General features: G+C 64.0%; 25 protein-coding genes. 8 read left to right on the top strand and 17 right to left on the bottom strand.

Annotation, left to right across the window (positions count from 1 at the left end):
• Together ASH04_RS11485 and ASH04_RS11480 are read right to left on the bottom strand one after the other, a co-directional pair.
• Positions 1–2,418 carry a glycosyl hydrolase 2 galactose-binding domain-containing protein gene (locus ASH04_RS11485; protein ID WP_057473567.1) on the bottom strand — a complete coding sequence of 806 codons (2,418 nt, stop codon included), beginning with the start codon at positions 2,416–2,418 and terminating at the stop codon, positions 1–3.
• Positions 2,415–3,419: a DUF1839 family protein gene (locus tag ASH04_RS11480; RefSeq protein ID WP_057473566.1), complete on the bottom strand. Its 1,005-nt coding sequence runs from the start codon at positions 3,417–3,419 to the stop codon at positions 2,415–2,417. The genes ASH04_RS11485 and ASH04_RS11480 overlap by 4 nt, the downstream gene beginning before the upstream one ends.
• Before the next feature lie 358 nt (positions 3,420–3,777).
• Between ASH04_RS11480 and ASH04_RS11475 the strand changes: the two genes are divergently transcribed.
• Entirely contained in the window at positions 3,778–4,716 is a 939-nt protein-coding gene (locus ASH04_RS11475; RefSeq protein ID WP_032400369.1) for an endonuclease/exonuclease/phosphatase family protein, read from the top strand.
• A gap of 10 nt (positions 4,717–4,726) precedes the next feature.
• On the opposite strand, the gene ASH04_RS11470 is transcribed toward ASH04_RS11475, so the two are convergent.
• Positions 4,727–6,109, bottom strand: a complete 1,383-nt coding sequence (locus ASH04_RS11470; RefSeq protein ID WP_057473565.1) for an Hsp70 family protein — start codon at positions 6,107–6,109, stop codon at positions 4,727–4,729.
• 164 nt (positions 6,110–6,273) lie between these two features.
• On the opposite strand from ASH04_RS11470, the gene ASH04_RS11465 reads away from it, so the two are divergent.
• Both ASH04_RS11465 and ASH04_RS11460 read left to right on the top strand, forming a co-directional pair.
• Positions 6,274–6,783 (top strand): arsenate reductase/protein-tyrosine-phosphatase family protein, encoded by a 510-nt coding sequence (locus tag ASH04_RS11465; RefSeq protein WP_032366897.1) that lies wholly within the window; start codon positions 6,274–6,276, stop codon positions 6,781–6,783.
• A gap of 90 nt (positions 6,784–6,873) precedes the next feature.
• Complete coding sequence (locus ASH04_RS11460) at positions 6,874–7,260, top strand: hypothetical protein (RefSeq protein ID WP_027495618.1); 387 nt, start codon at positions 6,874–6,876, stop codon at positions 7,258–7,260.
• 3 nt (positions 7,261–7,263) lie between these two features.
• Here ASH04_RS11460 and ASH04_RS11455 read toward each other — a convergent pair whose 3' ends face one another.
• Genes ASH04_RS11455 through ASH04_RS11445 form a run of 3 tightly spaced genes read right to left on the bottom strand, consistent with a single transcriptional unit; the run spans position 7,264 to position 9,903 of the window.
• Positions 7,264–9,060, bottom strand: a complete 1,797-nt coding sequence (locus ASH04_RS11455) for an ABC transporter ATP-binding protein (protein WP_057473564.1) — start codon at positions 9,058–9,060, stop codon at positions 7,264–7,266.
• A gap of 21 nt (positions 9,061–9,081) precedes the next feature.
• Positions 9,082–9,546 (bottom strand): ATP-binding protein, encoded by a 465-nt coding sequence (locus tag ASH04_RS11450; RefSeq protein ID WP_027495616.1) that lies wholly within the window; start codon positions 9,544–9,546, stop codon positions 9,082–9,084.
• A 21-nt stretch (positions 9,547–9,567) separates the two neighbouring features.
• Positions 9,568–9,903, bottom strand: coding sequence for an STAS domain-containing protein (locus ASH04_RS11445; RefSeq protein ID WP_032372037.1), 336 nt, complete (start codon positions 9,901–9,903; stop codon positions 9,568–9,570).
• A 287-nt stretch (positions 9,904–10,190) separates the two neighbouring features.
• Here ASH04_RS11445 and ASH04_RS11440 point away from each other — a divergent pair, with 287 nt between their 5' ends.
• Positions 10,191–10,610: a CrcB family protein gene (locus ASH04_RS11440; protein WP_082519233.1), complete on the top strand. Its 420-nt coding sequence runs from the start codon at positions 10,191–10,193 to the stop codon at positions 10,608–10,610.
• Positions 10,607–10,972, top strand: a complete 366-nt coding sequence (locus ASH04_RS11435) for a CrcB family protein (protein ID WP_032366900.1) — start codon at positions 10,607–10,609, stop codon at positions 10,970–10,972. Before ASH04_RS11440 ends, ASH04_RS11435 begins: the two co-directional genes overlap by 4 nt.
• Positions 10,973–10,982: 10 nt before the next feature.
• Here ASH04_RS11435 and ASH04_RS11430 read toward each other — a convergent pair whose 3' ends face one another.
• The 7 genes from ASH04_RS11430 to ASH04_RS11400 form a co-directional block, all read right to left on the bottom strand.
• Entirely contained in the window at positions 10,983–11,558 is a 576-nt protein-coding gene (locus ASH04_RS11430) for a YdcF family protein (RefSeq protein ID WP_032392264.1), read from the bottom strand.
• 50 nt (positions 11,559–11,608) lie between these two features.
• The gene (locus ASH04_RS11425; protein ID WP_027495611.1) at positions 11,609–11,815 is read right to left on the bottom strand and encodes a hypothetical protein; all 207 of its coding nucleotides are present in this window, start codon (positions 11,813–11,815) and stop codon (positions 11,609–11,611) included.
• A gap of 79 nt (positions 11,816–11,894) precedes the next feature.
• A complete protein-coding gene (locus ASH04_RS11420; protein WP_027495610.1) occupies positions 11,895–12,626 on the bottom strand; it encodes a MerR family transcriptional regulator in 732 nt (243 codons plus the stop codon).
• A gap of 112 nt (positions 12,627–12,738) precedes the next feature.
• On the bottom strand, positions 12,739–14,262 hold the full coding sequence (locus tag ASH04_RS11415; RefSeq protein ID WP_057473563.1) for a flavin-containing monooxygenase: 1,524 nt from the start codon (positions 14,260–14,262) through the stop codon (positions 12,739–12,741).
• Entirely contained in the window at positions 14,259–15,179 is a 921-nt protein-coding gene (locus tag ASH04_RS11410; protein WP_032374990.1) for a hypothetical protein, read from the bottom strand. Before ASH04_RS11410 ends, ASH04_RS11415 begins: the two co-directional genes overlap by 4 nt.
• A gap of 1 nt (position 15,180) precedes the next feature.
• The gene (locus tag ASH04_RS11405; RefSeq protein WP_057473562.1) at positions 15,181–16,062 is read right to left on the bottom strand and encodes an SDR family NAD(P)-dependent oxidoreductase; all 882 of its coding nucleotides are present in this window, start codon (positions 16,060–16,062) and stop codon (positions 15,181–15,183) included.
• On the bottom strand, positions 16,059–17,066 hold the full coding sequence (locus ASH04_RS11400) for an alpha/beta hydrolase (RefSeq protein WP_235579994.1): 1,008 nt from the start codon (positions 17,064–17,066) through the stop codon (positions 16,059–16,061). The genes ASH04_RS11405 and ASH04_RS11400 overlap by 4 nt, the downstream gene beginning before the upstream one ends.
• Before the next feature lie 112 nt (positions 17,067–17,178).
• On the opposite strand from ASH04_RS11400, the gene ASH04_RS11395 reads away from it, so the two are divergent.
• A complete protein-coding gene (locus ASH04_RS11395; RefSeq protein ID WP_082519276.1) occupies positions 17,179–18,267 on the top strand; it encodes a ferredoxin--NADP reductase in 1,089 nt (362 codons plus the stop codon).
• A gap of 16 nt (positions 18,268–18,283) precedes the next feature.
• On the opposite strand, the gene ASH04_RS11390 is transcribed toward ASH04_RS11395, so the two are convergent.
• The 3 genes from ASH04_RS11390 to ASH04_RS11380 are packed head-to-tail and all read right to left on the bottom strand — an operon-like array spanning position 18,284 to position 21,332.
• Positions 18,284–18,955 (bottom strand): TetR/AcrR family transcriptional regulator, encoded by a 672-nt coding sequence (locus tag ASH04_RS11390; RefSeq protein WP_057473560.1) that lies wholly within the window; start codon positions 18,953–18,955, stop codon positions 18,284–18,286.
• Between the two features lie 2 nt (positions 18,956–18,957).
• The gene (locus ASH04_RS11385) at positions 18,958–19,779 is read right to left on the bottom strand and encodes an alpha/beta fold hydrolase (RefSeq protein WP_442971192.1); all 822 of its coding nucleotides are present in this window, start codon (positions 19,777–19,779) and stop codon (positions 18,958–18,960) included.
• Positions 19,776–21,332, bottom strand: a complete 1,557-nt coding sequence (locus tag ASH04_RS11380; RefSeq protein WP_057473559.1) for a flavin-containing monooxygenase — start codon at positions 21,330–21,332, stop codon at positions 19,776–19,778. Before ASH04_RS11380 ends, ASH04_RS11385 begins: the two co-directional genes overlap by 4 nt.
• A gap of 196 nt (positions 21,333–21,528) precedes the next feature.
• On the opposite strand from ASH04_RS11380, the gene ASH04_RS26525 reads away from it, so the two are divergent.
• Together ASH04_RS26525 and ASH04_RS27540 are read left to right on the top strand one after the other, a co-directional pair.
• Positions 21,529–21,690 (top strand): hypothetical protein, encoded by a 162-nt coding sequence (locus ASH04_RS26525; protein ID WP_156394528.1) that lies wholly within the window; start codon positions 21,529–21,531, stop codon positions 21,688–21,690.
• Between the two features lie 167 nt (positions 21,691–21,857).
• A complete protein-coding gene (locus tag ASH04_RS27540) occupies positions 21,858–22,448 on the top strand; it encodes a CsbD family protein (RefSeq protein ID WP_057473558.1) in 591 nt (196 codons plus the stop codon).
• 53 nt (positions 22,449–22,501) lie between these two features.
• Here ASH04_RS27540 and ASH04_RS11370 read toward each other — a convergent pair whose 3' ends face one another.
• Positions 22,502–22,798 (bottom strand): hypothetical protein, encoded by a 297-nt coding sequence (locus ASH04_RS11370; RefSeq protein ID WP_027495602.1) that lies wholly within the window; start codon positions 22,796–22,798, stop codon positions 22,502–22,504.
• Positions 22,799–22,826: the final 28 nt, after the last annotated feature.

Raw genomic sequence — 22,826 nt, 5'->3', positions numbered from 1 at the left:
CTACGAACTTCCACTCACGACCCTCGGTGCCACCGACGCCCGTTCCACGGAATTCAAGGCCCGGACGTGTCCCCTGGGCTTCCCGGTGCCTCGGTTGACGAGTGTGATGGTGCGCGGTTCGTTCGGCGCGAGATGGAACCACGAATCGGACGCGTCGAAGCCGTCGACATCGACGCAGACGTACTGCGCTGCCCACTCCGAGGACACTGTGAGCTCCCACGTCCCGGCTCCGGTATCGACGACACTCGCGCTCAGGCCCACGGTGTTCTGCCGACTCTGCGCGCCGACGAGCGCGGTGTTCCGCGCTATCTCGACTCCGTCGTCGCCCGCGAACACCACTGTGATCGCCGAGTACGTCCGACTCCCGAAACGGTAGGCGTGATTGGCATCGGTGAACGACCCCACGATGGAGTCCACCGTCAGTTCGGTCGAGCCGTTCGAGTCGACCGATACCGCCCGCTCGAACTGTTGCACGCCGCGCGCGGTGTGCAGTGCCACGCGCAGTGTGCCCGATCGGGCCGGGCCGTCGTTGACGAGCTCCACCGAATAGCCGTCGAGACCGTTGTCGCACAACAGCACTGCGGTCGGTGAGCCGGACCTCGCGAGCGCGTAGAACGGTGCCTTCGGTGCACCGGTGGCGTCGGTGATGCCCCACCCGGCACCGGGCACGGTGTCTCGTAACGTCAACACGAGCGCGCCCGCACATCCGGAAGACGCCCGACGCCACCGACCGAACGCTTCCTCGAAAGCTTCGACGATCACCGCCCTGCCGTAGTCCAGGTAGAGCTCGGCGTCGTCCCGCCGAATCAGGTGCGGGTCGACACCGAAGACAGTGCGTACGTAGTGATCGCGGACGTCCTCGAAATCCCACGACGAACCGCGATCGCGGGGGACCGCGGATTTCCACTCGGGGTGGTGCCCTGCCACCGCAGCAGATCCGAAGAACCTGTCGACCTGCGCACGTTCGGGAGGAACGGAGAAGGCCAGGCATTCCGCAGCGAATCTCACACCCGCGGTACGAATATCGGACAGTGGCCGCAGGTAGCCGCCCACCCCGAAGTAATGGGCGATACCGTCGCCCACGTGGGTGTGCAATTCGCCGGTCGAGCTGGACGGAGACGACGTCACGTAGGCGACGTCCGGCAGACGATCGGCGAGGAAATCAGGAACGATGGTGTCCAGCATGTCCATTCGCTGATCCTCGGCCGCGAGCCCCAGCATCGTCGGTTGCTGCTGCGTTTCGCTTCCGCCGCTGACGACCATCAGCGCCGGATTGGCGCAGACGATGTCCGCGAACGCGTGCAGCTCTCCGGTGACCGCCGCCGTGTACACCTCGTCGGTGGGCGGGTCGACGGTTCCCAACATGACGTCCTGCCACACCATGATGCCGAGTTCCGCACATAAAGACCAGAATTCGGCCTGCTCGTACACCATCGTGCCGACCACGCGCACCATGTTCACGCCCGCCGACTGCAGCTGCACCAACGCTGCACGCAGGTCTTGCTCCGACGACCACAGTCGCACCGGATCGAGTGGAGTCCACGTACCACCGCGACAGAAGATCGGGCTACCGTTGACCACCAACTGCGCGCCGCCTCCGGAGCGATCGAGTACGACGGTGCGAAAGCCGATGTCGTCCAACGGGTATTCCACCCCGTTCACGTCCAACGCCACCCGGTAGGTCCTGGGCTGCCCGTGCGTGTGCGGCCACCACAGCTCGACGTCCGGCAGCGTCAGAGTCGTATCGATACGATCGACCGTTCCGATCTCGAACACGCTGTCCCCGATCAGGATTCGCGTCGACGACGGGGAATCCAGCTCGGCGTGCACCGTGACGATACCGTCGGTGCCGCGGACCGTCGTCGACAGACCGACGCCACGAGGGCTCGACATCGGCACCATCGACACCGGCCGCCACGGACCCACCGGAACAGGCACGGGCCCGTACACCGGTGCCCGGCCAAGCATCGTCGTACGCTCGTGCCGCAAACCCTGTGCAGCGATCATCGAGGACCGCCACCGACCACGTGGCCGTCGAGTCTTCAGATGTGCGGCAAGAGATTCGACGTGGACTGCAATGGTGACGGTCGGTCCGCAACCGGTCAGATCGACAGTCTCGGGCACGAACATGGACGTGACGGTTCGCCGATGAACACCGTCCACCCAGATCTGGGCCCGAGTCGCGATTCCGCCGAAGGTCAGCCGCATCTCGGGGTGATCGCCGGTCGGGACGGTGGTCGCGTACCACCAATCGTGTTCGTCCGGAGCACAATCGGTGTCACCGAGCGCGCTCGCCACCGTGCCGGGCACGACGGCGTCGAGCCACTCGAGGTCGGCAGGCAGGTCAGCAGGGTCGAGGATGGATCCGGCGTCGGTTCGGGCCAGCCGCCACGGCACGCCGTCGAGCAGATCGATCACGCGCTCAATGCACCCACGACGATATCCATCGCTGTCGCCCAGTTCTTGCTCATGTCGTTCAGCGGTTCGTCGAGCACCACGGCGCGGCCACGCGCTGCTCGCGCCATCCGGAACTGAACGGCCTTCGCGCCGGACGCTGCGTCGAGGAAATGCTGCGCCGCGTCGCCGGCTCCACGTATCCCGCGGCTCTCGAGGTACTGCACGTAGTTGGCGGCAAGCTCCGCGGTGGCACCGAATTGCCGGAGCAATCCGAACGACCACAGATGAAAGGCGTCGGGCCCGGACGTCTGGACGAGCGGGATGTCGGCCACGATGCGCCGAGCGAGGGCATCGACGGGATTGCCCGGTGCCCTTCTGGACAGATGTGCCCGGGCGACGTCGAGGTCGCGGTCACCGACCCGCGCGTCGAGCACTGCCGCGTCGACTCGAACCTGTTCGACGTACGGCAGCAACACCTCGGCGTGAGGCTCGGGCGCGAGATTGAACACCCCGTCGAAGTCCGCCCCGGTCAGCTCGAAGTAACCCCGGTTGTGGAAGTAGCCCATCACCTTGTCGTCTCGGTTGACGAGATTCGGCACGATGGTGGTCTTGGTGTGCTGATTCCGGTAGCTGGTGCCTGCGGTGTCGGGAAGCCAAAAGCCGTCGACCTCCACCGTGACGTGGGTGCCGTCGAGCAGCCCTTCGACGACGTGCTCGAGAACGGGTCGCCATACGTTCATCTCGGCCACGCCGATGCCGTAGAGCGAGCGCAGATCCTCGGGCAGAATTTTCACGAAGTCCCACTGCCGTCCGTCACATCCGGCGCTGAGCACGAACGCGAGCGCCGGGGTGGGATCGGCACCGAGTGAGTGCAGTACCTCGATCCACAGATCGACGTAGCAGTTGGTCTCGGTCCAGATGCGGTCGTGGTTGTGGATGGGATGAGGCCGGTAGCTGATGGGGTCGAGTTCGAGAACCCGGAGGCCGGTACCGAGCCTCTCCAGCACTGCATCGTTCGACATGACGCGCCTCTCCTACCGGAACAATGTCGGACGGTCCCCGAGCCGCATTTGTCCATATTGCCTGCATCCAGGCCACTCATCGTAGCGAATCGGTTTGTTCTACGCTTCCGATCCGGCGGTAGGATTGTTTTCGACGCACTTACTACTTACTGATCCACCGTTTGAGCGCCTGAACGACAGGAACCCGAAAACGCGGGCAATCACACAACGAACAGTTGGTTCCGCGGCGGTAATGCTGATGCGCAGCTTGTTCGTGTCGACACTTGCATATCCGCTCTGAGCTGGGCACATGCCGAGTGTAGACAACACCTGCAACATTCATGCCCATCTCGGGCGGACACGAGGAGGCACGAGCGCGATGCGCCGTTTCGTTCGCAGCGCAGCGCTGGTCGTGGGGTGGTGTCTCGTCGCCGTAGCTCTCGGAATGTTTGCCGTCCGACAGGTCGGCGTGACCGAGATCACTTTCGTTGCTTTGGTGGTCGGAACTCCGTACCTCGGAGTCGCCACCGTCGCGGCGCTCCTGCTCTTCGCCGCCGCCCGCTCACGTATCGGATCGGCGGTCGCAGCCGTCGTCACCGTCGCCGTCGTGGGCGTCCAGGTGCCGATGTTCCTGGCCGACGGACCGGACAACTCCGGACCGGATCTGTCCGTGTTGACGGTCAACGTGGCGCACGGTGACGCCGATGCCGGGGCAATCGTCGACGCGGTCCGTGACCACGACGTCGACGTACTCGCCGTCCAGGAACTAACGCCCGAGGAAGTGATCGACCTGCGGGGCGCCGGTCTGGACGACCTGCTGCCGTTCTCCTTCACCGCCGCACTGCCCGTGGCCGACGGCACCGGATTGTGGAGCCGAACACCCTTGACCGACGGCACCCGGCTGAACGACTTCGGCTTCGTTCCGGTGCAGGCGAACACAGTCGTCGACGGCACGACGCTGACCCTCGTCTCGTTCCATTCGATGTCTCCCGCGACGCCGCGCCACACCACCCAGTGGGACGCAGACCTGGCGAGGATGCGGGCCATCATGGATACCTACGACAACACTGCCATCGTCGCCGGCGACTTCAATGCCACCAACGATCACCGGCAATTCCGCATGTTGGCATCGGCTCCGTTCTCCGATGCGGCCGACGCTGCGGGGGCAGGACTGTTCCGCACCTTCCCGTCCGAACGTCCGTTGGCGCGGTTGGACCATGTCGTGACCAGTGACAGCATCCGCGCGCGGTCGGTGCAGCCGTTACCGATCCCGGAGAGCGATCATCTGGCGGTACTCGCAACGGTGCAGTTGCCGTGACGATCCCCGGCTAGAAGCGCGGAAGCTGAATGACCGGAGGCGGCGGCAGCTGAATCTGTGGGAGCTGGATCTGCGGCAGACCGGGAATCAGCGGTGCCGGGGCAGGCGCAGGAGCCGGTGCCGCGGGCGGCACGTACTCGGGCTCGGAATACGTCTGAACCGGAGCCTGAACGGGCTCGGACGTGGGCGGCGGCGTCGTGGTCGGCGGTGGCGTCGTCGGCGTCGGGGTGACCCGGGTCGTCGTGGGACCTGCGGTGATCGGCACCGGTGAATCTGCCGGTGCACTGGTCGGGGCCGGCGACCCACCCCCGTATCCGAGAGACAGGCCGAGGGCGGCGACCGCGACAAGACCACCCGCGACCAGCACGGCACCGCGCACCTTGCGCTTCGAATCCGCAGGCTTGTCGGAGTGGGGTTCCGGAGTCAACCAATCGGGTGCACCGGTCAGCGACGCCGGGTCGGCTGCGGGCTGTCGCCCGCCCGACTGCGGATTCGACTGCGCATTCGGTTGGGGAACCGGCTGACGCGGAGCTTCGGCGACCGGTGTGGCGAGCAGTGCCGCTCCACGGGCCGCAACCGATTCGGGGTCTGCCGGAGTGACGACGGGTAACCCGACCCAGGCATCGAGTATGGCTCCGACCAGCGGTATTCGGGCGCCGCCGCCGATCAGGAACAGCGCGTCGACATGCTTGGGAGAACGCCCGATGACGTCTCGAACCAGGCGAGCGGAGTACTCGATCGGGACGGTCACCAGTGATTCGAATGCCTCGCGGGAGATCAGGATGACGCCGCCGTCGCCCGGAAGACATACTGCGCCGCTGGTCGACAATTGTTCCTTGGCGACCCGGCATCGCGCGGTGAACGCGCTCAGTTCTTGGTTGTCGGCAATGTCGACGCCCTGCTTGGCCAACTGGTTGTCGGCGATCAGGCGATCGAAGTCGTCGCCGCTGATGTCGATGGTGCGTTCTGCCAGCAGAACTTGGCCTGTACCGCGGTCGATCACGCTTATCGTCAGACCCGAACTGCCCAGGTCGTACAACGCGATAGTGCCGAAATGCCCCAGCTCGCCCGACGCTTCGAGGTACTGCAGCGCAGCCCGAGCTTCGGGAACGAGTCGATAGTTGTACAGCCGCTGACCGGCCATGGCCTGCTGGATCTCACCGAACTGCTGCTGGTCGCGATACGCCACGCCGGTTGCCTGCACTGGGCCGCCGTTGCCCGGTTGCGAGAGCACCACGCCGATGGACTCCGCGGCCAGTTCCTCGGCCCGGTCCCAGTAGGCGTCGACGGTGTCGTGGTGGAAGTCGAGGCGTCCCGAATCCTGAGGGCGCAGGTCGGGTCGAGCCATGCGCACCGCGCTGGCCCCCACCGACACACCGAGAACTTCGGTCATTACCTGCCTCTTGTCGATTTCCCCGTCAACACACGCCGAGACTTCATGTCACGAACCAGTCTCGATCCCCCCAATTGATCACTGTAGCGCGTCGGTGCGGCTGCGCCGCAGTGGTGCGTTCAGGTGCCCCCTGGGGCACCCAGCCACACCACTACAGTTGCGGCATGCGAGTTCTGTTCGTCTGCACCGGCAACATCTGCCGATCTCCGACTGCCGAGCGCCTTGCGGTCGCCTTCGCCCGTGAGGGCGGATTCGAGCTGACCGCCAGCAGTGCCGGGACACAGGGACTGACCGGGCACGCGATGGACCCGACGGCAGCGTTGGTGTTGTCGCAACTCGGCGGCGATCCCGAGGGCTTCGTGGCTCGACGCCTCACTCCGGCGATCACCGCCGACGCCGAACTCGTTCTGACGATGACCGCGTCGCATCGCGACGCCGTGCTCGCGCTGTCGCCGCGGCACATGCGTCGCACCTTCACCTTGCTCGAGGCGTCGAGCCTGGCCGCGGCGTCGGGCGCACGATCGGTTGCTGCCCTCGCCGACGCGCGGGCCGTCCACAGCGTCGAGACGCTGGATATCGGCGACCCGTACCGGCGCGACCCGTCCGTGTACGAGGAAGCCGGCGAGCTGATCGCAGCATCGTTGCCGAATGTTCTCCGACTGGCGCAGCCGTAACCTTCGACCCACCACGAATTCGCACGCTGCGGTAACGTTCTCGCATCATTGCCGACCACCCGGGTGCGGCCACGGCGTTAGGGTCTGTTCATGCGCGACAAGGTCATCGCGTTGGCAGCAGTGGCGAGTGCCGGAGTCGCCGTCACCGTGGGTCTGGTCATCGGTGCCCTCGGTGGCGCGTTCGACGATTCGAGCCAGGACGTCAGGCCGCCTGCGCTGAAGTCGGACTCCCTCAGTTCGGTCCAGGCGTCTCCGACGTCCGCGATCGTCGTGGTTCCGCCGTCGCCCACCTGGCAGGTCGCGGTGCCCACCACCGCCAAGCCGCCGACAACGACGCCGGAGCGGCCTCAGACGACGACGCGGACGCCCCGAACAACCACCAAGCGGTCGGACCGAACTACCACGACCACCACCGACGAGGACTCGACCGACGAGCCCGCGACCGACGAGCCCACGACCACCGAGTCGGGCCGGTAGATCTCACGGACGGCCCGCTGCCAGATCGGGCGCGCTGTCTCCGATTCTCAACGCGGCCACCAGTTCTCGATACAGCTCGTCCGACGCCATGAGCTCCGCATGCGTTCCACGTGCGCGTACCACCCCATCGTCCATCACCAGGATGGTGTCGGCGTCGAGCACGGTGGACAACCGATGCGCGATGGTGACGACGGCAGCATCCTCGGCGATGGAACGGATCACCTCGTGGATCGCCGCCTCGGTGCGTCCGTCGACCTGAGCCGTCGCCTCGTCGAGCAGCAGGATCTGTGGGCGTCGAACGATGGCTCGCGCCAACGCAATTCGTTGCCGCTGCCCACCGGACACCGTCGAGCCGATCAGGTCGGTGTCCAATCCCTCGTCCAGAGCGCGGATGGTCGAATCCAGGTGCACCGACTCGAGCGCCGCCCAGATGTCACCCTCACTGGCGTCCGGGTGACTGAACAACAGGTTCTCCCGCACAGAACCGGGGATCACCGGCGTCTCCTGCTCCACGTAGGACAGTCGAGAGCGCACCTCGTCGATCGTGAGCTCGCTGTACGGCGTTCCGCCGAGCCGTATCTCGCCGCTCTCGGGCGTCAGGAACCGCAGGATCAGAGAGAACACGCTGGTCTTGCCTGCACCGGAGGGACCGACGATCGCTGTGTGGCCACGCGCGGGGACGTCCAGGTCGATTCCTCGCACGGCCGGCTCTCGTCCCGGACCGTAACGTGCAGTCACACTTCGGAATTCGAGTGCCGGAGCAGCTCCGACAACGGAACGGGTCGGCGCGGGGGTACCTTCCTCTCCCACTTCGACGACGAGGTCGTCGATCTGACGTATCCGCGCCGCCGCGGCCATACCCGCCTGCAGCGCGGTGATGTTGGTGGCGAGGGTGGAGACCGGGCTCATGACCTGAAATGCGTAGAGCAGAAACGCGATCAAGCTGGATACCGCCAGATCTCCGGTGCTGACGCGGTAGCCACCGAGGCCGAGAATGCCGATGATGGCCAATTGCACGCCGCCGCCCGCGAAGGTCCACGCCAGTGCCGAGATCTTGACGGCGTGCACGCTGTGCCGAGCGGAGGTCCGCGCCTCCGCGATGACGCGTTCGGATTCGCGAGTCTCGGCTCTGCTGGACTTCACTGTTCGGATGGCCCGCAGGGTGCCGTCGAGAATGCCGCCGAGTCGTCCGATCGCTTCCTGTGATTGCCTCTGCGCGATGGCGATCGGAGGCATCAGCCGGGCGAACAACACTGCGATCGCCACGATGGCCACCGCGATCGCACCCAGCAACACCAGATCCAGAACCGCCATCAGGATCAACGCGCCCACCAGACCCACGACGCTGTTGACTATGGCCACCAGCGCATTCGATGTCGCCTCACGCAGCAGCACGGTGTCCGAGGTGACGCGGGTGACCAACTCACCGGTGGGCCGAGTGTTCAGGCTGCCGACCGTGGCACCGAAATACTTCCGCACGATCGACTTGCGTGCGTCGAGCACGATCCGCTCGGCCAACACCCCGAGCACGATCCATTGCAGATACAGAACGGCCGAGCCGACGACCAACAGGGCCACCAGAACGACGACGGGAACGATCAGCGACGCGTCGGTGCCGAGTCCGTCGAGCACACCCTTGGCGACCATCGGCGTCGCCAACGCCGTTCCGGTACCGATCAGGCCGAGCATCATGCCCAGAATCAAGGTGCGACGATGAGGCCGCACGAACTGCCACAACACCCGTAGGTTGGGTACCGTTATTTTCTTCTTCTCGGCTGTCGCGATCTGCACATCGACCATGTAGTCAGTGTGCAGCAACGATCAGCTGGTACCGATCGCGTCCCAGATCATGTGGACCGTGGTGCCGTTCTGGTCCGACGTCACCGCCGCAGTATCGGCCAGCGCCCGCATCAGTGGTACGCCTCGACCTCGGTTGGGATCGGAATTGCGCGTCGCCCAATCGCCGCGGTCGGTCACCTTCACATCGATCCGGCCCTGCGCACCGCACAACACTCGAATATCGAGGGTTCCTCGGTCGGTGTGATCGCGATACGCATGTTCGACACTGTTCGCTATCGCCTCGTACGTCGCCAACACGACGTCGTACGCGCGATCCGGGTCGACGCCCAACTCGTTCAACCAGTCACCGAGTTCACGCCGAAGCTCCGACGCTCGATCCGCATCGGCAGGCTCGTCGGTGAACAGCAGTTCTTCCATTCGCGCACCTGCCGTCGAGATCGAACTGTCGGTACGTGAGTCGTCACCTCCGAAGAGAGTCGCCATCATGAATCCCGTCTACCCAAAACTTCAGGATCTACCCGCATGAATCGCAACGAGCGCCTCGTCGACCGTCGCATAGATGCCGAACACCTCGTCGAGCCCGACCAAAGTCAACGGACGCCCCGTCGCCGGACCGTCCGCCACCACGGCAAACCCGGCACTACCGCCCAGTTGCTGATGCGTCGACGCCAACAGCGACATGCCTGCCGATGCGAGGAAACCCACATCACTGAGATCGATGACCACAGCCGACGGCGACTTCTCGAGCACCAGAGCCACGGACTCGGACAGATCAGGAGCCGTCACCAAATCCAACTCACCCGACACCGACAGAACGACATCCTGATCACGCCATTCAACAATCACATCGAAATGCTGGGGTCCGAGCCCCGATTCGTCCGCAGTCACACGAAGACTTTACCTCGCTCCCCCGCCCCGCCACCGCCGCCGAAGTCCACTCGACGTGACATCGACCCCCGAAAAGTCCACTCAACGTGACATTGACCCCCGAAAAGTGTCGATGGTCGTTCCGCAGGCTCCACTCCGGACCACCGAACGTGACATTGAGTCCCCTCGGGGTCGGCTTCGGGTTGGTTTGCCGCCGTCGGCTCACTCAGCCGAGGGGTATCGATCGCATTAGGCTCGTTCAGGTGATCGAGGGCCTGCATTCCTTGGACGGTCGCGGTCTGCGTCGTCGCTCGCTCGGGGAGTACGTCGCGGTCGTTGTGGGCGGCGCGGTCGGTGCGGCGCTTCGGTACGAGGTGTGGACGTGGCGGGCGACGCCGCGGTGGCAGTTGTTGTCCACGTTCGGCGTGAATGTGTTCGGCTGTCTGCTCGTCGGCGCTGCGTTGGGGTATCTGTCCGGTCGTCGGGCTCCGGTGACTCGGGCCGGGCTGTTCGGTCTTGCGTGCGGTCTGACGACGTTCGGTCTCTATGCGTTTCAGGCGGTCATCCATCGCGGGGCGTGGAATTCGGTGATCTATCTGGTGGCGACGCCGGTGTTCGCGTTGATCACGATGGCCGTCGGGGCTGCGATCACGAGACCGGCACGAACGAGCCCGACGCTGTGACGACGTTGATCCTGGTGGCGGCCGGCGGCGGACTCGCGGCTCTGTGCCAGTTCGTGTTCTCGTTCGCCCTCCGGTCGAGGCGACGGGCGACGGCACTGAATCTGGTGGCGTGTGCCGCGCTGGGGTTGGTGTTCGCACTCGATCCGCCGAATGCTGTTCGCTCCGTGGTGGCGGTCGGGTTTCTGGCGTCGGTGGCTCCGCTGGCGGGGACAACGCTGGCGACGATCGGGCTTGCGCGAGATCGTCGGTACCGCTCGGCAGCACTGTTCTTCGGCGCGAACGTGGTGGGTGGAATTGCCGCGGTGATGTTCGGGTTCCTGGCGTGGAAGTCCGGTGTGACGCTCTATCACAAGATTCTGTGACCGAATCCGGTCAGTCGCTTTCCGAATCCTGGCAGGAGCCCTGCACTCCGGCCTTGACGAACCCTGCAATCTGGTACAGGTACGTGAACTCCCATTCGACGAGTGAGAAGTCGTACGCGCGAGGCGTCGGACGCATCGTGACGGTTCCGTCGAAGCACTGATCGAAGATGTAGCGAGCCCGCGGGAGGTGGTATCGCCACGTCACGACGATGACGTGGTTCCAGCCGCGTTCGCGGGCAAGGGTTTCGGTGAACATGGCTTCGCCACGGGTGGTCGAGGGCGACGGCGGAATGCACAACACCTCGAACTGCGACGTGGACGCCGCGCAGGCCTTCTTCATCGTCGGATCGCTGGATCCGTAGGGATCGGACAGCACCACTGTCGTGGCCAGGCCTTGTTGGGCGAGCGAAATGCCGTAGGCCTCACGTCCGTCGTGTTCGCCGCCGAGCACCACGATTGCGTCGGCGGCAACGAGCGGATCCACCCGAGCTTTCGTAAACGCGAGGTAGCCGCCGACACCTACCGACGACACCAGGACAACTGGGATCGCCAGGGCGAGAAACAGCAACCAGCGTCCGCGGAACACCTCACCAGGTTAGGGAAGGCGCTCCGCGAGCGCGCGGTCAGCGACTCATATCACTCGCTGGGCTGCGGCACGGTGACGTTGCAGTCCGTGACCTCGGGGTTGATTCCGAAGTAGTTGAGCGGACCGGCAACGACGGTGAGGGCGATTGTGCCCGCACCTGCACAGTTCTCGGGCGCATTCTCGAAGTCTCCGCGCTGGTACGACGCGAATGCGCCGATGATCAGCCAAACCAGAACGATCAACGTTACGAACCTCATTGGTGCCCCCTTAGGCGGTCAGCCGCCGTTCGGCTGTCGAAGGGCAGGTATGTCCGATTGTGGCAGGCTTCAAACCACGTCACGTGCGCTTCGACAGAGTCTCTGACAGATAATCGTCGAGGGCGCGTTCCTGTACCCGGTCCAGTGCGCGCGCCAGTTCTGCCTGTGCCGATTTCATGGCAAGGCTGCGCATCTTCTCGAACATCTCGGTGGTCTCGGCTACCTCTCCGGACTTGGGCAGCCAACCTGGACCGTGTTTCGCGGCCAGATGGTCGGTCACGCTCCCGACCATCGACTCGGCAATTTCGTTCATTTTCGACGCGGTCCGCTCGTGCTGGTCGAGCAGACGTTCCAATGTGAAGCCGTACTGACTCAGGTCGACGAACACCTCGAGGAGGGTCGGATCGAGAATCTCGCACTGGTCACCGTCGATTCTGATCAGTTTCGCTTCGATCAGTCGGGCAACGATGTCGTCGTTGTCCTCACCGAGAAATTGCGCAATCAGTTCGACGGGAATGACCGTGGTCTCGGCCGACGACCACTTGCGAGTCACGATTTCCTGCAGGCCCAGGATTTCTTCCAGGTCTTTGCCCTGCTCCCAGCCCGACAGGAAATCGGCTATGTGCGCCGAGGTGAACCCCCGCTGAAGCAGCGAGTCGATCACCTTCAATCGAGTCAGGTGATCGTCGTTGTAAATACCTACTCGTCCTCGGAGCGTGGGCGGCGGCAGCAGCCCGCGTTCCTGGTACGCCCGCACGTTGCGAGTGGTCGTCTTGGCCTCTCGGGCCAAGTCGTCGATTCGATACTCCACCGAGCTCCCTACCTCCGCCGCGCGTCGACCCTCAGGATATACGTCGACCACGCGGCGGAAGGAAGAGCCGAATCCGACCGTCATCGAAACGACAAGCGTGCTCTCGAGCGATTCAGGAGTGGGCGACGACCTGTGCCGGTTCCTGCGGCAGGTCGACGCGGCGCGGAACCATGGTGAAATCGCCCTGTTCGACACCCCTGAGTTGGTTGACGTACTGGGTGGCGAAACCCGGGAACATGGTCGCGTTGAAGCCGTCCTCGGTGAGATACCAACTGCTGCAACCGGAATTCCAGGTCGTCTTCGCCAGTTTGCGCTGCAGGTCCTCGTTGTAGGCATCCTGGACGTCCTGGCGCACATCGGCGCTGTGCAGATCTCCTTCGACTACCAGAGAGATCGCCTGGACGATGTAGTCGATCTGCGCCTCCATGTACACCAATGCCGAGCTGTGTCCTGGGCCGGAGTTCGGGCCGAAGGTGAAGAACATGTTCGGGTACCCCGATACCGCAATACTCTTGTACGCCTTGGCTCCCGCGCTCCATTCGTCGGCCAGCACGCGGCTGTCGCGTCCGGTGATCGGAATGGGTGTTCCGGTGTTGGACACGTCGAACCCGGTCGCGAAGACGATGGCGTCGAACTGATGCTCGACGCCTTCCACGGTTCGAATGCCCTTGGGTGAGAGCGTCGCGATCGGCCAGGTCACCAACGTGCAGTTCGGCTTCTGCAGGGCCGGGTAGTAGTCGCTGGTCATCAGCAATCGCTTGCAGCCGGCCCGGAATCGGGGTGTCAGCTGTCGCCGCAGCCACGGATCGCGAACCTGCTGACGCAGATGCGCGCGCCCGACCAGTTCGACGATGCGCGTCAACGGGGTCTTCCACACGACACCGAGGGCAACGGACTCGTGCCCCCAGAACCACAGCGACCGCGCCAGGGCCTGCGTCTGCGGGTACCGGGCGTATCGATGCTTGGTGCCTGCCTGCACCTTTCGATTGATCCTGGGCAGCGTCCAACCCGGGGTGCGTTGGAACACCTTGACCGTATCGGCGATCTTCACCAGTTCGGGCACGATCTGTACCGCGCTCGCCCCGGTTCCCACGACCGCGACCTTCTTACCCTCGAAGTCGTAGTCGTGATCCCACCGTGCACTGTGGATCTTGTGTCCCTCGTAGGTATCGATGCCTCGAATGTTCGGCAGGCTGGCATTGGCGAGCGGCCCCGACGCCATCACCACCGTGCGCGCCCGAACATCGGGGTGCCCGTCGATGCTCACGTGCCAATGCCCGGCCGCCTCGTTCCAGATGATGTCGACTACGTTGTGTCCGAATCGAATACGCGATCCGATGTCGAACTCACGCACCATCGTGTGGATGTAATCGAGAATCTCACCACTACCGGAATAGGTGTGCGACCAGTTGGGATTGGGCGCGAAACTGTACGAATACAGCCTCGACGGTATGTCGCAGGCTGCGCCCGGGTAAGTGTTGTCGCGCCAGGTTCCACCGACGGCGCTGCCGCGTTCGAGGATCGCGACATTCTCGATTCCACTGTTGCGCAGTCGGATAGCGGTACCGATTCCGGCGAATCCCGCACCGACGATCACGGCGTCGAGTACACCTTCGCGCACATCGAAATCGCTCATGCGACGGGCTCGTAGGTCAGTTCCTTGGCCCAGGTGGGCTCGGAATTGAGAGTCTTGGTCGGGTACCGGCGAGTGAGCTTCACCAGTCCGTCCGCAACGCGGTGGTATGGATGCTTGCGGTTGATGACGATGCTGCTGTGCCACTGCACAAATCGATACATCGGCACGCGGAGCGCCTCGGGGCTACGCTCCCCCACACTGCGGAATCGCTTCATCGCGGTGTAGAGCCGCTCCTCGTCGACACCCATCTCGACGATGTTGTCGCGCATCTTGTTCAGCAGTGGGATGTAGCGCAGCAATCCGACGATGAGGGCCGGGTTCATCCAAGCACCGATGGTCTCGACCACCAGCTTGCGCATCCGGGAATGCCCGAGCAATTCGATGACCGCGAAATCGACCGCCAGATGCCGAGATTCGTCGGAGTTGATCTTCTTGAACACGGCTTGACACACCGGATCGTCGATCTCGTCCATGATGAACTTCACCAGCGCGCCGTCCAGCGCCACCTCGAGCATCGGTATGACGGTGCCCAGCACGGTCAGAGACAGCCCGTCGGAATGCTTGTCGAGCCAGTCGATGACGAGCTTGACGTTGACGTTCGGCTCGGGCATCCGGTCACCGTCGAGCATGCCCCACCGACGCATGAGAGCGAGCTCGGCGTTGGCGTGCTTCTGCTCTTCCGCGTGGAAGTAGCGATAGATCTCTGCGAGAGTCTCGTTCGGTGCCTTGAGCGCCATTGCCGCGAAGCCGCGAGCGCCCACGTTCTCGATCCACATCAGATCGGACATGAAGGGCTTCAGTTTGGCGTGTAGTTCGGGGCTGATGGTCTCGGCTCCCGGGCCGTCCCAGTCGATGTCCGCCAATGCCCACTGACGGTCCTTGATCTTGGTCAACATGTCATCGAAATCCATTGCCATGTCAGGCTCCTGTGGTTGTCGAGGTACGGGATTCGTTCTTCGCCGGCTGCTGCTGCTCGGCGGGCATCACACGATTGAGCAATCCGAGAAAGCGCACGTACACGGCAGGCAGCAGTCTCTTGAACCGCCACACGGCTTTGGCGTCGAACTGCGGTACGACGTAGAGGCGGCCCTTGTCGAACGCGTCGAGGGTCCGGGCCGCGATCTTGTCGGGCGATCGTCCAGTCCAGCGCATCGCGAATTCGGCGAGGCGGGACGAACTCGCGGTGATCCGGCCGTCGACGGCAACGTTGGTCTTGACGAACGTGGGACACAGAACCGACACCCGCACACCGGTACCCGAGAATTCCGCCGCCATCGTTTCCGACAGGCTCATCACTGCGGCCTTGCCGACGTTGTACGGACCCATCAGCGGCGCAGCGGCAAAGCCGGCGGCGGACGCGACGTTGATGATCCCGCCCTCACCCGCAGCCCGAAGCCCAGGCGTGAACACCTCGCAGCCGTGGATCACGCCCCAGAGGTTGATTCCCAAGGCCCAGTTCCAGTCCTCGAAACCGATGTTGCCGACGGGCTTTCCGCCGATTCCGACGCCTGCGTTGTTGATGAGCACCGTGGTGGGTCCGTCGAACTCGATGCCGGCACGCAGGGCCAGTTCCTCGACGTTCTCGCGGATCGACACATCGCACTCGACGGCGTATCCGGTGCCGCCGAGGGCGTTCACCATCGCGACGGTCTCCTGCGCTCGCGGCAACGAGATGTCGGCGCACATGACGGCTCCTCCACGTCGAGCCAGTTCCAGTGCGAACGCCCGGCCGATGCCGCTGCCTGCGCCGGTCACTACCGCTCTCGACCCGTACGAGGGTCTTCCGGTCTTGCTTCTCATCGACTTACCTGTCCCTTCGAATCATGTTGTAGAGCTTGATTTTCGAGTGCATCAGCAATGAAAGCGGCTGCATGCTCTAGTGCTCGGTCGGCCTCGGGGATCAACCTCGGGAGAGCGTGGAACACGTGCATCTGATCGGGCCAGATCTCGAGTTCGGCCTCTCCGCCGGCCGCGTCGATCATGGAGTGCAGGTGTCGCGCATCGCCCCTGAGCATCTCGGCTCCGCCCACCTGGATCAGCGTCGGTGGCAGCTCTCGCACACGTCCGAGATCGAGCCGGAGACGCGGGAGATCCGCATCGTGGCCGTCGGTGTACAGCGCCACGAGTCCTCGCGCTGCCTTCGCCGAAATCATCGGGTCCTTGCGCGTACGTTCCATGCGCGCCGATAGCTCGAAGTCGAGATCGATCAACGGCGAGAACAACACCAATGCTCCCGGCTGCGGCGTCCCGGTTCGGTCGTTCTCGATGATCAGGTCGGCGGCCAGGTGTCCGCCGGCGGAGTCCCCGGCGATGACGATGTTCGATGCGTCGTACCCCTGGTCCAGCAGCCAGCGGTACGCGGCTTCGAGGTCGTCGGCTGCGGCGGGAAACGGGTGTTCCGGGGCGAGCCGGTAGTCGATCGTGAACACCGGCAGGCTCGTCGCCCTGGACAAGCGTGCGGTGAGACCACGGTGCGTCCGCGCCGAGCAGATGACGTATGCACTGCCGTGGATGTAGAGGATCACGCGTGGTCCCGGCGACAGGCCGGGTGCTCGCACCCACTCACCGCGAACCGGGCCGTCGGCCACGAGGTCCACTGCCGTTCCTTTCGGGACCGGACCGCACAGGTTCATCGAGGTGGCGACGAGGCGTCGAGAGAACTCGATGCCGCCGCGGGAGGTCGGCAGCAGGTTCGTCATCGGACGCAGAATCAGCCGAGTCATCAAGGCAGCCAGACGGGTTCGCCGAGACCCGGCCCTGAAAGCGCCGCGAGGCAGGTAGTCGTCGTCGGTGGTCGGAGTCACGTCATCACCCTCACCCGCTATTCGCCATTTGTCAATGGCCTATTATTTGGTGGCGAAGTGTGCGACAGTGGCGTCCAACACCGAAAGCGCAAGGGAGCGAGCACACGTGACGATGTTCAGGAGTAATCCACCGGCGGAACTGGATGCGTCTGCCATCGGTCCCGAGGACAGGATCTTCGAGTTGGAGATCGCCGAGGTGACCCGCGAGACCGAAGATGCGATCTCCCTCGGCTTTGTGGTTCCCGAGCATCGAGAAGCGCACTTTCGGTACGATCCGGGACAATTCCTCACCCTCGAGATTCCCTGCACGGACGGCGGCTCGGTGGCCCGCTGTTACTCCTTCTCGAGCTCTCCGGTGCGCAACCCATTCCCCACCGTGACCGTCAAGCGCATCCGGGACGGACTGGCATCACACTGGTTGCACGACAACGCTGTTCGTGGGATGCGACTCAAGGCGCTGAAGCCGTCGGGCATGTTCGGACCCGAGAGCTGGGACGACCATTTCGTCCTGCTGGCCGCCGGCAGCGGCATCACCCCGATCATGTCGATACTCGAGACCGCCCTGCTGCAGCACGAGAATCGGATCACCCTCGTCTACGCCAACCAGAACCGCGACTCGGTGATCTTCGCAGAGCGACTGACCGAACTGCGGTCTCGCTTCCCCGAACGACTGAACGTTCACCATTGGTACACCTCGGAATCGGGCTTGCCCACTGCTGCGGGACTGGCTTCGCTGGGTGCGAACATTCCGGCCGAGTGCGAGGTCTTCCTTTGCGGCCCAGCGCAGTACATGAACGTCGCCGAGGAGTGGCTCACCCGCACCGGCACGGTGGCGCGCAGAACCCATCGCGAGGTGTTCTCCTCCTTCGACTCGAATCCGTTTCGGCCCGGCGAGGCGACGATTTCCGACGAACCGGGCGCGAACTCCGTCACCGCTCAGGTCGAGATCGACGGAATGGAGACCGAGTTCGCTTGGAATGCAGACACCAAGCTGCTCGACCGACTTCTCGAGTTGGGTCTCGACCCGCCGTACGTATGCCGCGAAGGAACCTGCGGCGGTTGTGCTTACACCCTCACCGAGGGCACGGTGACCATGCTCGCCAATGAGACGCTCGACGAACACGAACTGCAGCACGGCGTCCGACTGGCCTGCCAGTCCGTGCCGGATTCCACGAACGTTCGTGCGGTGTTCGATCGCTGATGTCGGAGGAGGGCGCTCAGCCCTCGAGTGTCAACGAATGTGGCCTTGAGGTGAAGGTCGTGACGGAGCCGGCAGCGCGCGCTATCCCCGCGATACCGCCCCAGACCATCATGGTGAGGTAGTCGATGAGTTCGTCGACCGTCATGGTCCGGTCGAACATCCACCAGTGCGACGCCAACCGCACCGCACCGATCATGGCGAACGCTATGGGCATCGAGCCCGCCGTCGAGAACTCCCGCTCGCGGAATCTGTCGGCAATGACGGTTGCCAGCAACTCTGCGATCAGTTCCTCCGATGCGGTGATGATGTCCTGATTGCCACCGACCGCATTGTTCGTGTGCACGTAGATGTAGATCTCGGGATCGATGGCGACCGTCGTGACGTAGGCGGTGATCACGGCACGGGTGAGGTGGTATTCGTCGAGATCCCCGGAGATCGCGTCCCGGATCCGAGGTACCAGCGCAATCTCGACATAGTGCGCCATCGCGGCGTCGGCGAGACCCTTCTTGTCGACGAAGTGTTTGTACAGAACAGTTTTCGAGACGTGGTTCGCTGCGGCGATCTCGTTCATTCCGATGCCGTGCCCATGCCGACGAATGGCGGCCAGTGTGCAGTCGAGTAGTTCTCGACGCCGAGTGACTCGGTGATCGTGCCACCGATGGCTTCGGCCGTCGACCTTCTCTGTCATGTTCACGCCGAGCGCGAGACGGATCGTGATCCCCTCAGCAGAATCGAGGCAACCAACTCCGGATCGTCGGACATCGGCACGTGCCCGAGCCCCGAGTAGGTGCGGACGTCTGCCTGCGGGAACGTTCGACGCACCAGCGGTGCTTGATACACCGGTAACACCAGGTCTCGGCGTCCCCAGGCGACCGTGACGGGCACCGTCTCGTCGACCGGAACACTGAAGCGCGGCACTGCGTTTCCGGCGGCGTCGATCGCACGATTGGTGGTGATGCTGAGCGCGTCGATCGTGGCCGTTGCCGCGGGAACACGCCACGGCTTTGCGTAGAAGACGGCGTTTGCGATCGTGCGTCCGACGACCGAACGCATGACGGTGGGTGCGATCGGGCTCATCACTCGAGACAACGCTCGCAACAGACGGAACACGAGTAGCGCGCGGGTCTGATCCCACTGTCCGCGAAAGAAACCGGCCGGTGACAGGGCGGTCGCCGAGGCGACCGACCCGCGGGCAGCCAGTTCGAGCGCAAAGTAACCGCCCAGCGAATTTCCGGCCACGTGCGGCTTCTCGCCGTCCACCGCCACGTGCTCGAGGAATCGCTCCAACTCGGCCACGATCCACGGCCCCAGATCGAATTCCTCGGTGGGCAAGTCCGGTGACGCGCCGTGGCCGGGCAGGTCCACCGTCACCACTCGTCGATGCCGCGCCAGTATGTCGACGACACTGTCCCACGCATGTTGTCGGTGCACGATGCCGTGGATGAGCACCAAGGTGGGACCCTCACCCCGGATCGTGTGCGCGAGGGTCAGGCCGTCGATGTCCGAAGTCACTGCGAACCGATCTTTCTCGGCCAGATGCGGTGCACGGTCGCGCCGTCCGCTCCCGCCGCACCAGCGTTCTTCGCTCGGCCGAACGTCATCGATTCGGTCAGATCGTCGAATCGTGCGTCGATCCTGTCGAGAATGTAGTTCTGCCGCACCGACCAGGGACGTTCGGTCCCCGATTTGGGTAGCTCGTTCAAGGAACGCGTGACGTATCCGGAGGCGAGGTCGACAACCGGACGAGAGTCCACGGCCTTGCCCTGTCGGTCCGGGATCGCATGGGTGTAGCCGTGAGACCGCATGTACACCAACAGTTTTGCTACTGCCTGCGCCGTCATGTCGGCCTTGAGCGTCCACGATGCATTCGTGTACCCGATGGACCATGCAACGTTGGGTACGTCCTCGAGCATGTGACCCTTGTAGACGAACTTGTCGTGCACTTCGAGCCGCTCACCGTCCAGCGAGAGTGCGATTCCGCCGAAGGCCTGGAGCTTCAACCCCGTTGCGGTGACGATGATGTCGGCGGGGATCCCGTCACCCGATTCCAACCGAATCCCGTCGGCGGTGATCTCGGCTATCCGGTCGGTCACCACGGTCGCTCGACCGGTGCGAATGGCCTTGAAGAGATCGCCGTCGGGCACGACGCACAGCCGCTGGTCCCACGGGGCATACGTCGGCTTGAAGTGCTTGTCGATGTCGTATCCACGCGGGAGCTGCGCCTTCGTCATTGCTCGGAACACCCTGCGGGCCGTCTTGGGTGCCCGTCGACACAGCTGATACGAGCCGACCATCAACAGTGCATTGCGCCACCGCAACGCACTGTGTGCCAGGGTGTCCGGCAGTACACGCCGAGTGAGCGTGGTGAACGGGTCGGTCATCGGCAGGGACGCAATGTACGTGGGAGAACGCTGCAGCATCGTCACCGACGCAGCATCGACCGCGAGCGAAGGCACCAAAGTGATTGCCGTCGCGCCACTTCCGATGACAACGACCCGCTTACCGGTGTGGTCGAGACCTTCCGGCCACTGCTGGGGATGCACCACCTGCCCGGTGAACTTCTCCATCCCGGGAAGGTCAGGGGTGTACCCACCCGAGTAGTCGAAGTATCCGGTACACAAGAACACGAATCGACTTCGATACGTTCGCGGAACGCCGTCGGACAGCGTGTCGACGGTCCATAGGTCGGTCGACGAATCCCAGTTCGCCGCAACGACGGAGGTAGAGAAGTGCGTGCGCTCGTCTATGCCGTTGGTGTGAGCGGTATCGACGATGTAGTTACGAATGTCTTCGCCATGGGCAAGCAGAGTGTTTCCCTGCCAAGGCGTGTGCGGAAACGAGAACGTGAAGATATCGCTGTCCGAACGAATTCCCGGGTACCGGAACAGGTCCCAGGTACCGCCTGCTCGCTCGCGCCCTTCGAGGATCGCGTAGCTGAGCTCCGGTGCTATCTCCTGCAAGCGATACGCGGCTCCGACTCCCGAAATACCCGCACCGACGATGAGCACATCCCTGAAGTTGTCGTGGGTCGAACCGTCGACCTCGGGCCAGGTATCTGCATTCATCGACGCGCCTCGCTGTCTCACCGAACACCATCGCCCGGACGCCGACCGAGCAGCGACACCGCGACTAACATCACATAATGTGCCATTGACTGGTGGCGGTGTCAATGGCAGCCTTCAGCACATCACAGACAGGAGCTGTCATGAACCGCACTCTCTTCGTTGGGTGTATGCCCAACGCAACCGGAACCAGTAGCCGATGACTCCCGTGGCGGTCGGGGCTGCGGGAGTCATCGCGCTGATCCTGCTCACGTCGAGAGGGTCGGGACTGGACTTCGACCGGCGCTCGTTGTCGACGGCCTACTGGGCACGTGCGACGCGCGCACGCCGTCGAACGTGGTGGCCGCGTTCGACGAAGTAGTCACAGCACGCCGAGCAGCACAAGTACGGCTACTCGTCGTAGTGACCCGAAACACCCGTGGTCGGACGTATGTTTCGGACCGTCGAGTTCGACTCATACTTACCGGCGTCGTCCGCGACGTCACCGCTCCGGTTTCCGGAGACGACCTACACGAAAGAGGGATACCGATGGCCGACTTCATCGACAAGGCTCAGCACAAGGCAGAAGAACTGGCCGGGACTGCGAAGGAGAAGGCCGGTGAGGCCACCGGTGACGACAGCCTTCGCGCCGAAGGGGCCACCGACCAGGCCAAGGCCAACACTCAGCAGGCTGCCGACAAGGTCTCCGACGCCGCAGAGAGCGCTGCCGACTCCGCGGCCGGCGCTGCCAAGCAGGCCAAGCACGCAGCTGCAGACGTTGTCGACAAGGCAGCCGACACCGCCGCAGACGTCAAGAGCGCCGTCCAGGACAAGGTCGAGAACGTCGACGTCGACGACGTGAAGGAGAAGGCCTCCCAGGTCGCCGACAAGGCAGCCGAGAAGGCCTCCGCCGTCGCCGACGACGTGAAGACCACGGTCCGCAACATCGACAGCGAGGATGTGGCCGAGGCCGCGAAGGTCGGCACTCCGATCATCGCTGCCATTGCAGCCGCCGCCGGTGCCGTCGCATTCGTGCTGATCCGTCGCCGCAACCGTCGCCGCAGCGCTGCACACCTGTTCGTTCCGTCGAAGCGCACCACCCGCAAGCTCGCCAAGAAGGCGCGTAAGCACAGCTTCTGAAGGTGATCACCCGGAAAGCCCCGCCTCGTTTTCAGGCGGGGCTTTCGCTCGTTCTACAGCGGTTTCAGCGCCCGGCTGGGCACCCAGTGCGTGACGGTTTCGCTCCGGTCTCGCGACATCAGTTCGTAGGTGACGCGACCCAACCAATCGCCGTCGACGGTGATGGACCATTCGACCAGATCCCCCGGGACCACGCGTCGAACATCGAAGCCTTCCGGATTGAACTTCGACGCGTGATGCGGTGGTAGCGGATACAGGACGTTCAGATCGATCCACACCTTGAGTGGTGGTCTGAGCATCTTGAACGGACGCACGGCAGACGCGGGTCGAGGTTGAGCGCGTCGTGCCATCGTTCGATCATACGTTCGATTCGAATGC

Origin of the sequence: Rhodococcus sp. Leaf233, assembly GCF_001426165.1 — a bacterium.
Classification (GTDB): Bacteria; Actinomycetota; Actinomycetes; order Mycobacteriales; family Mycobacteriaceae; genus Rhodococcoides; species Rhodococcoides fascians.
The sequence above is the reverse complement of the archived record's forward strand: the minus strand, read 5'-3'. Positions and strand labels throughout refer to the sequence as shown.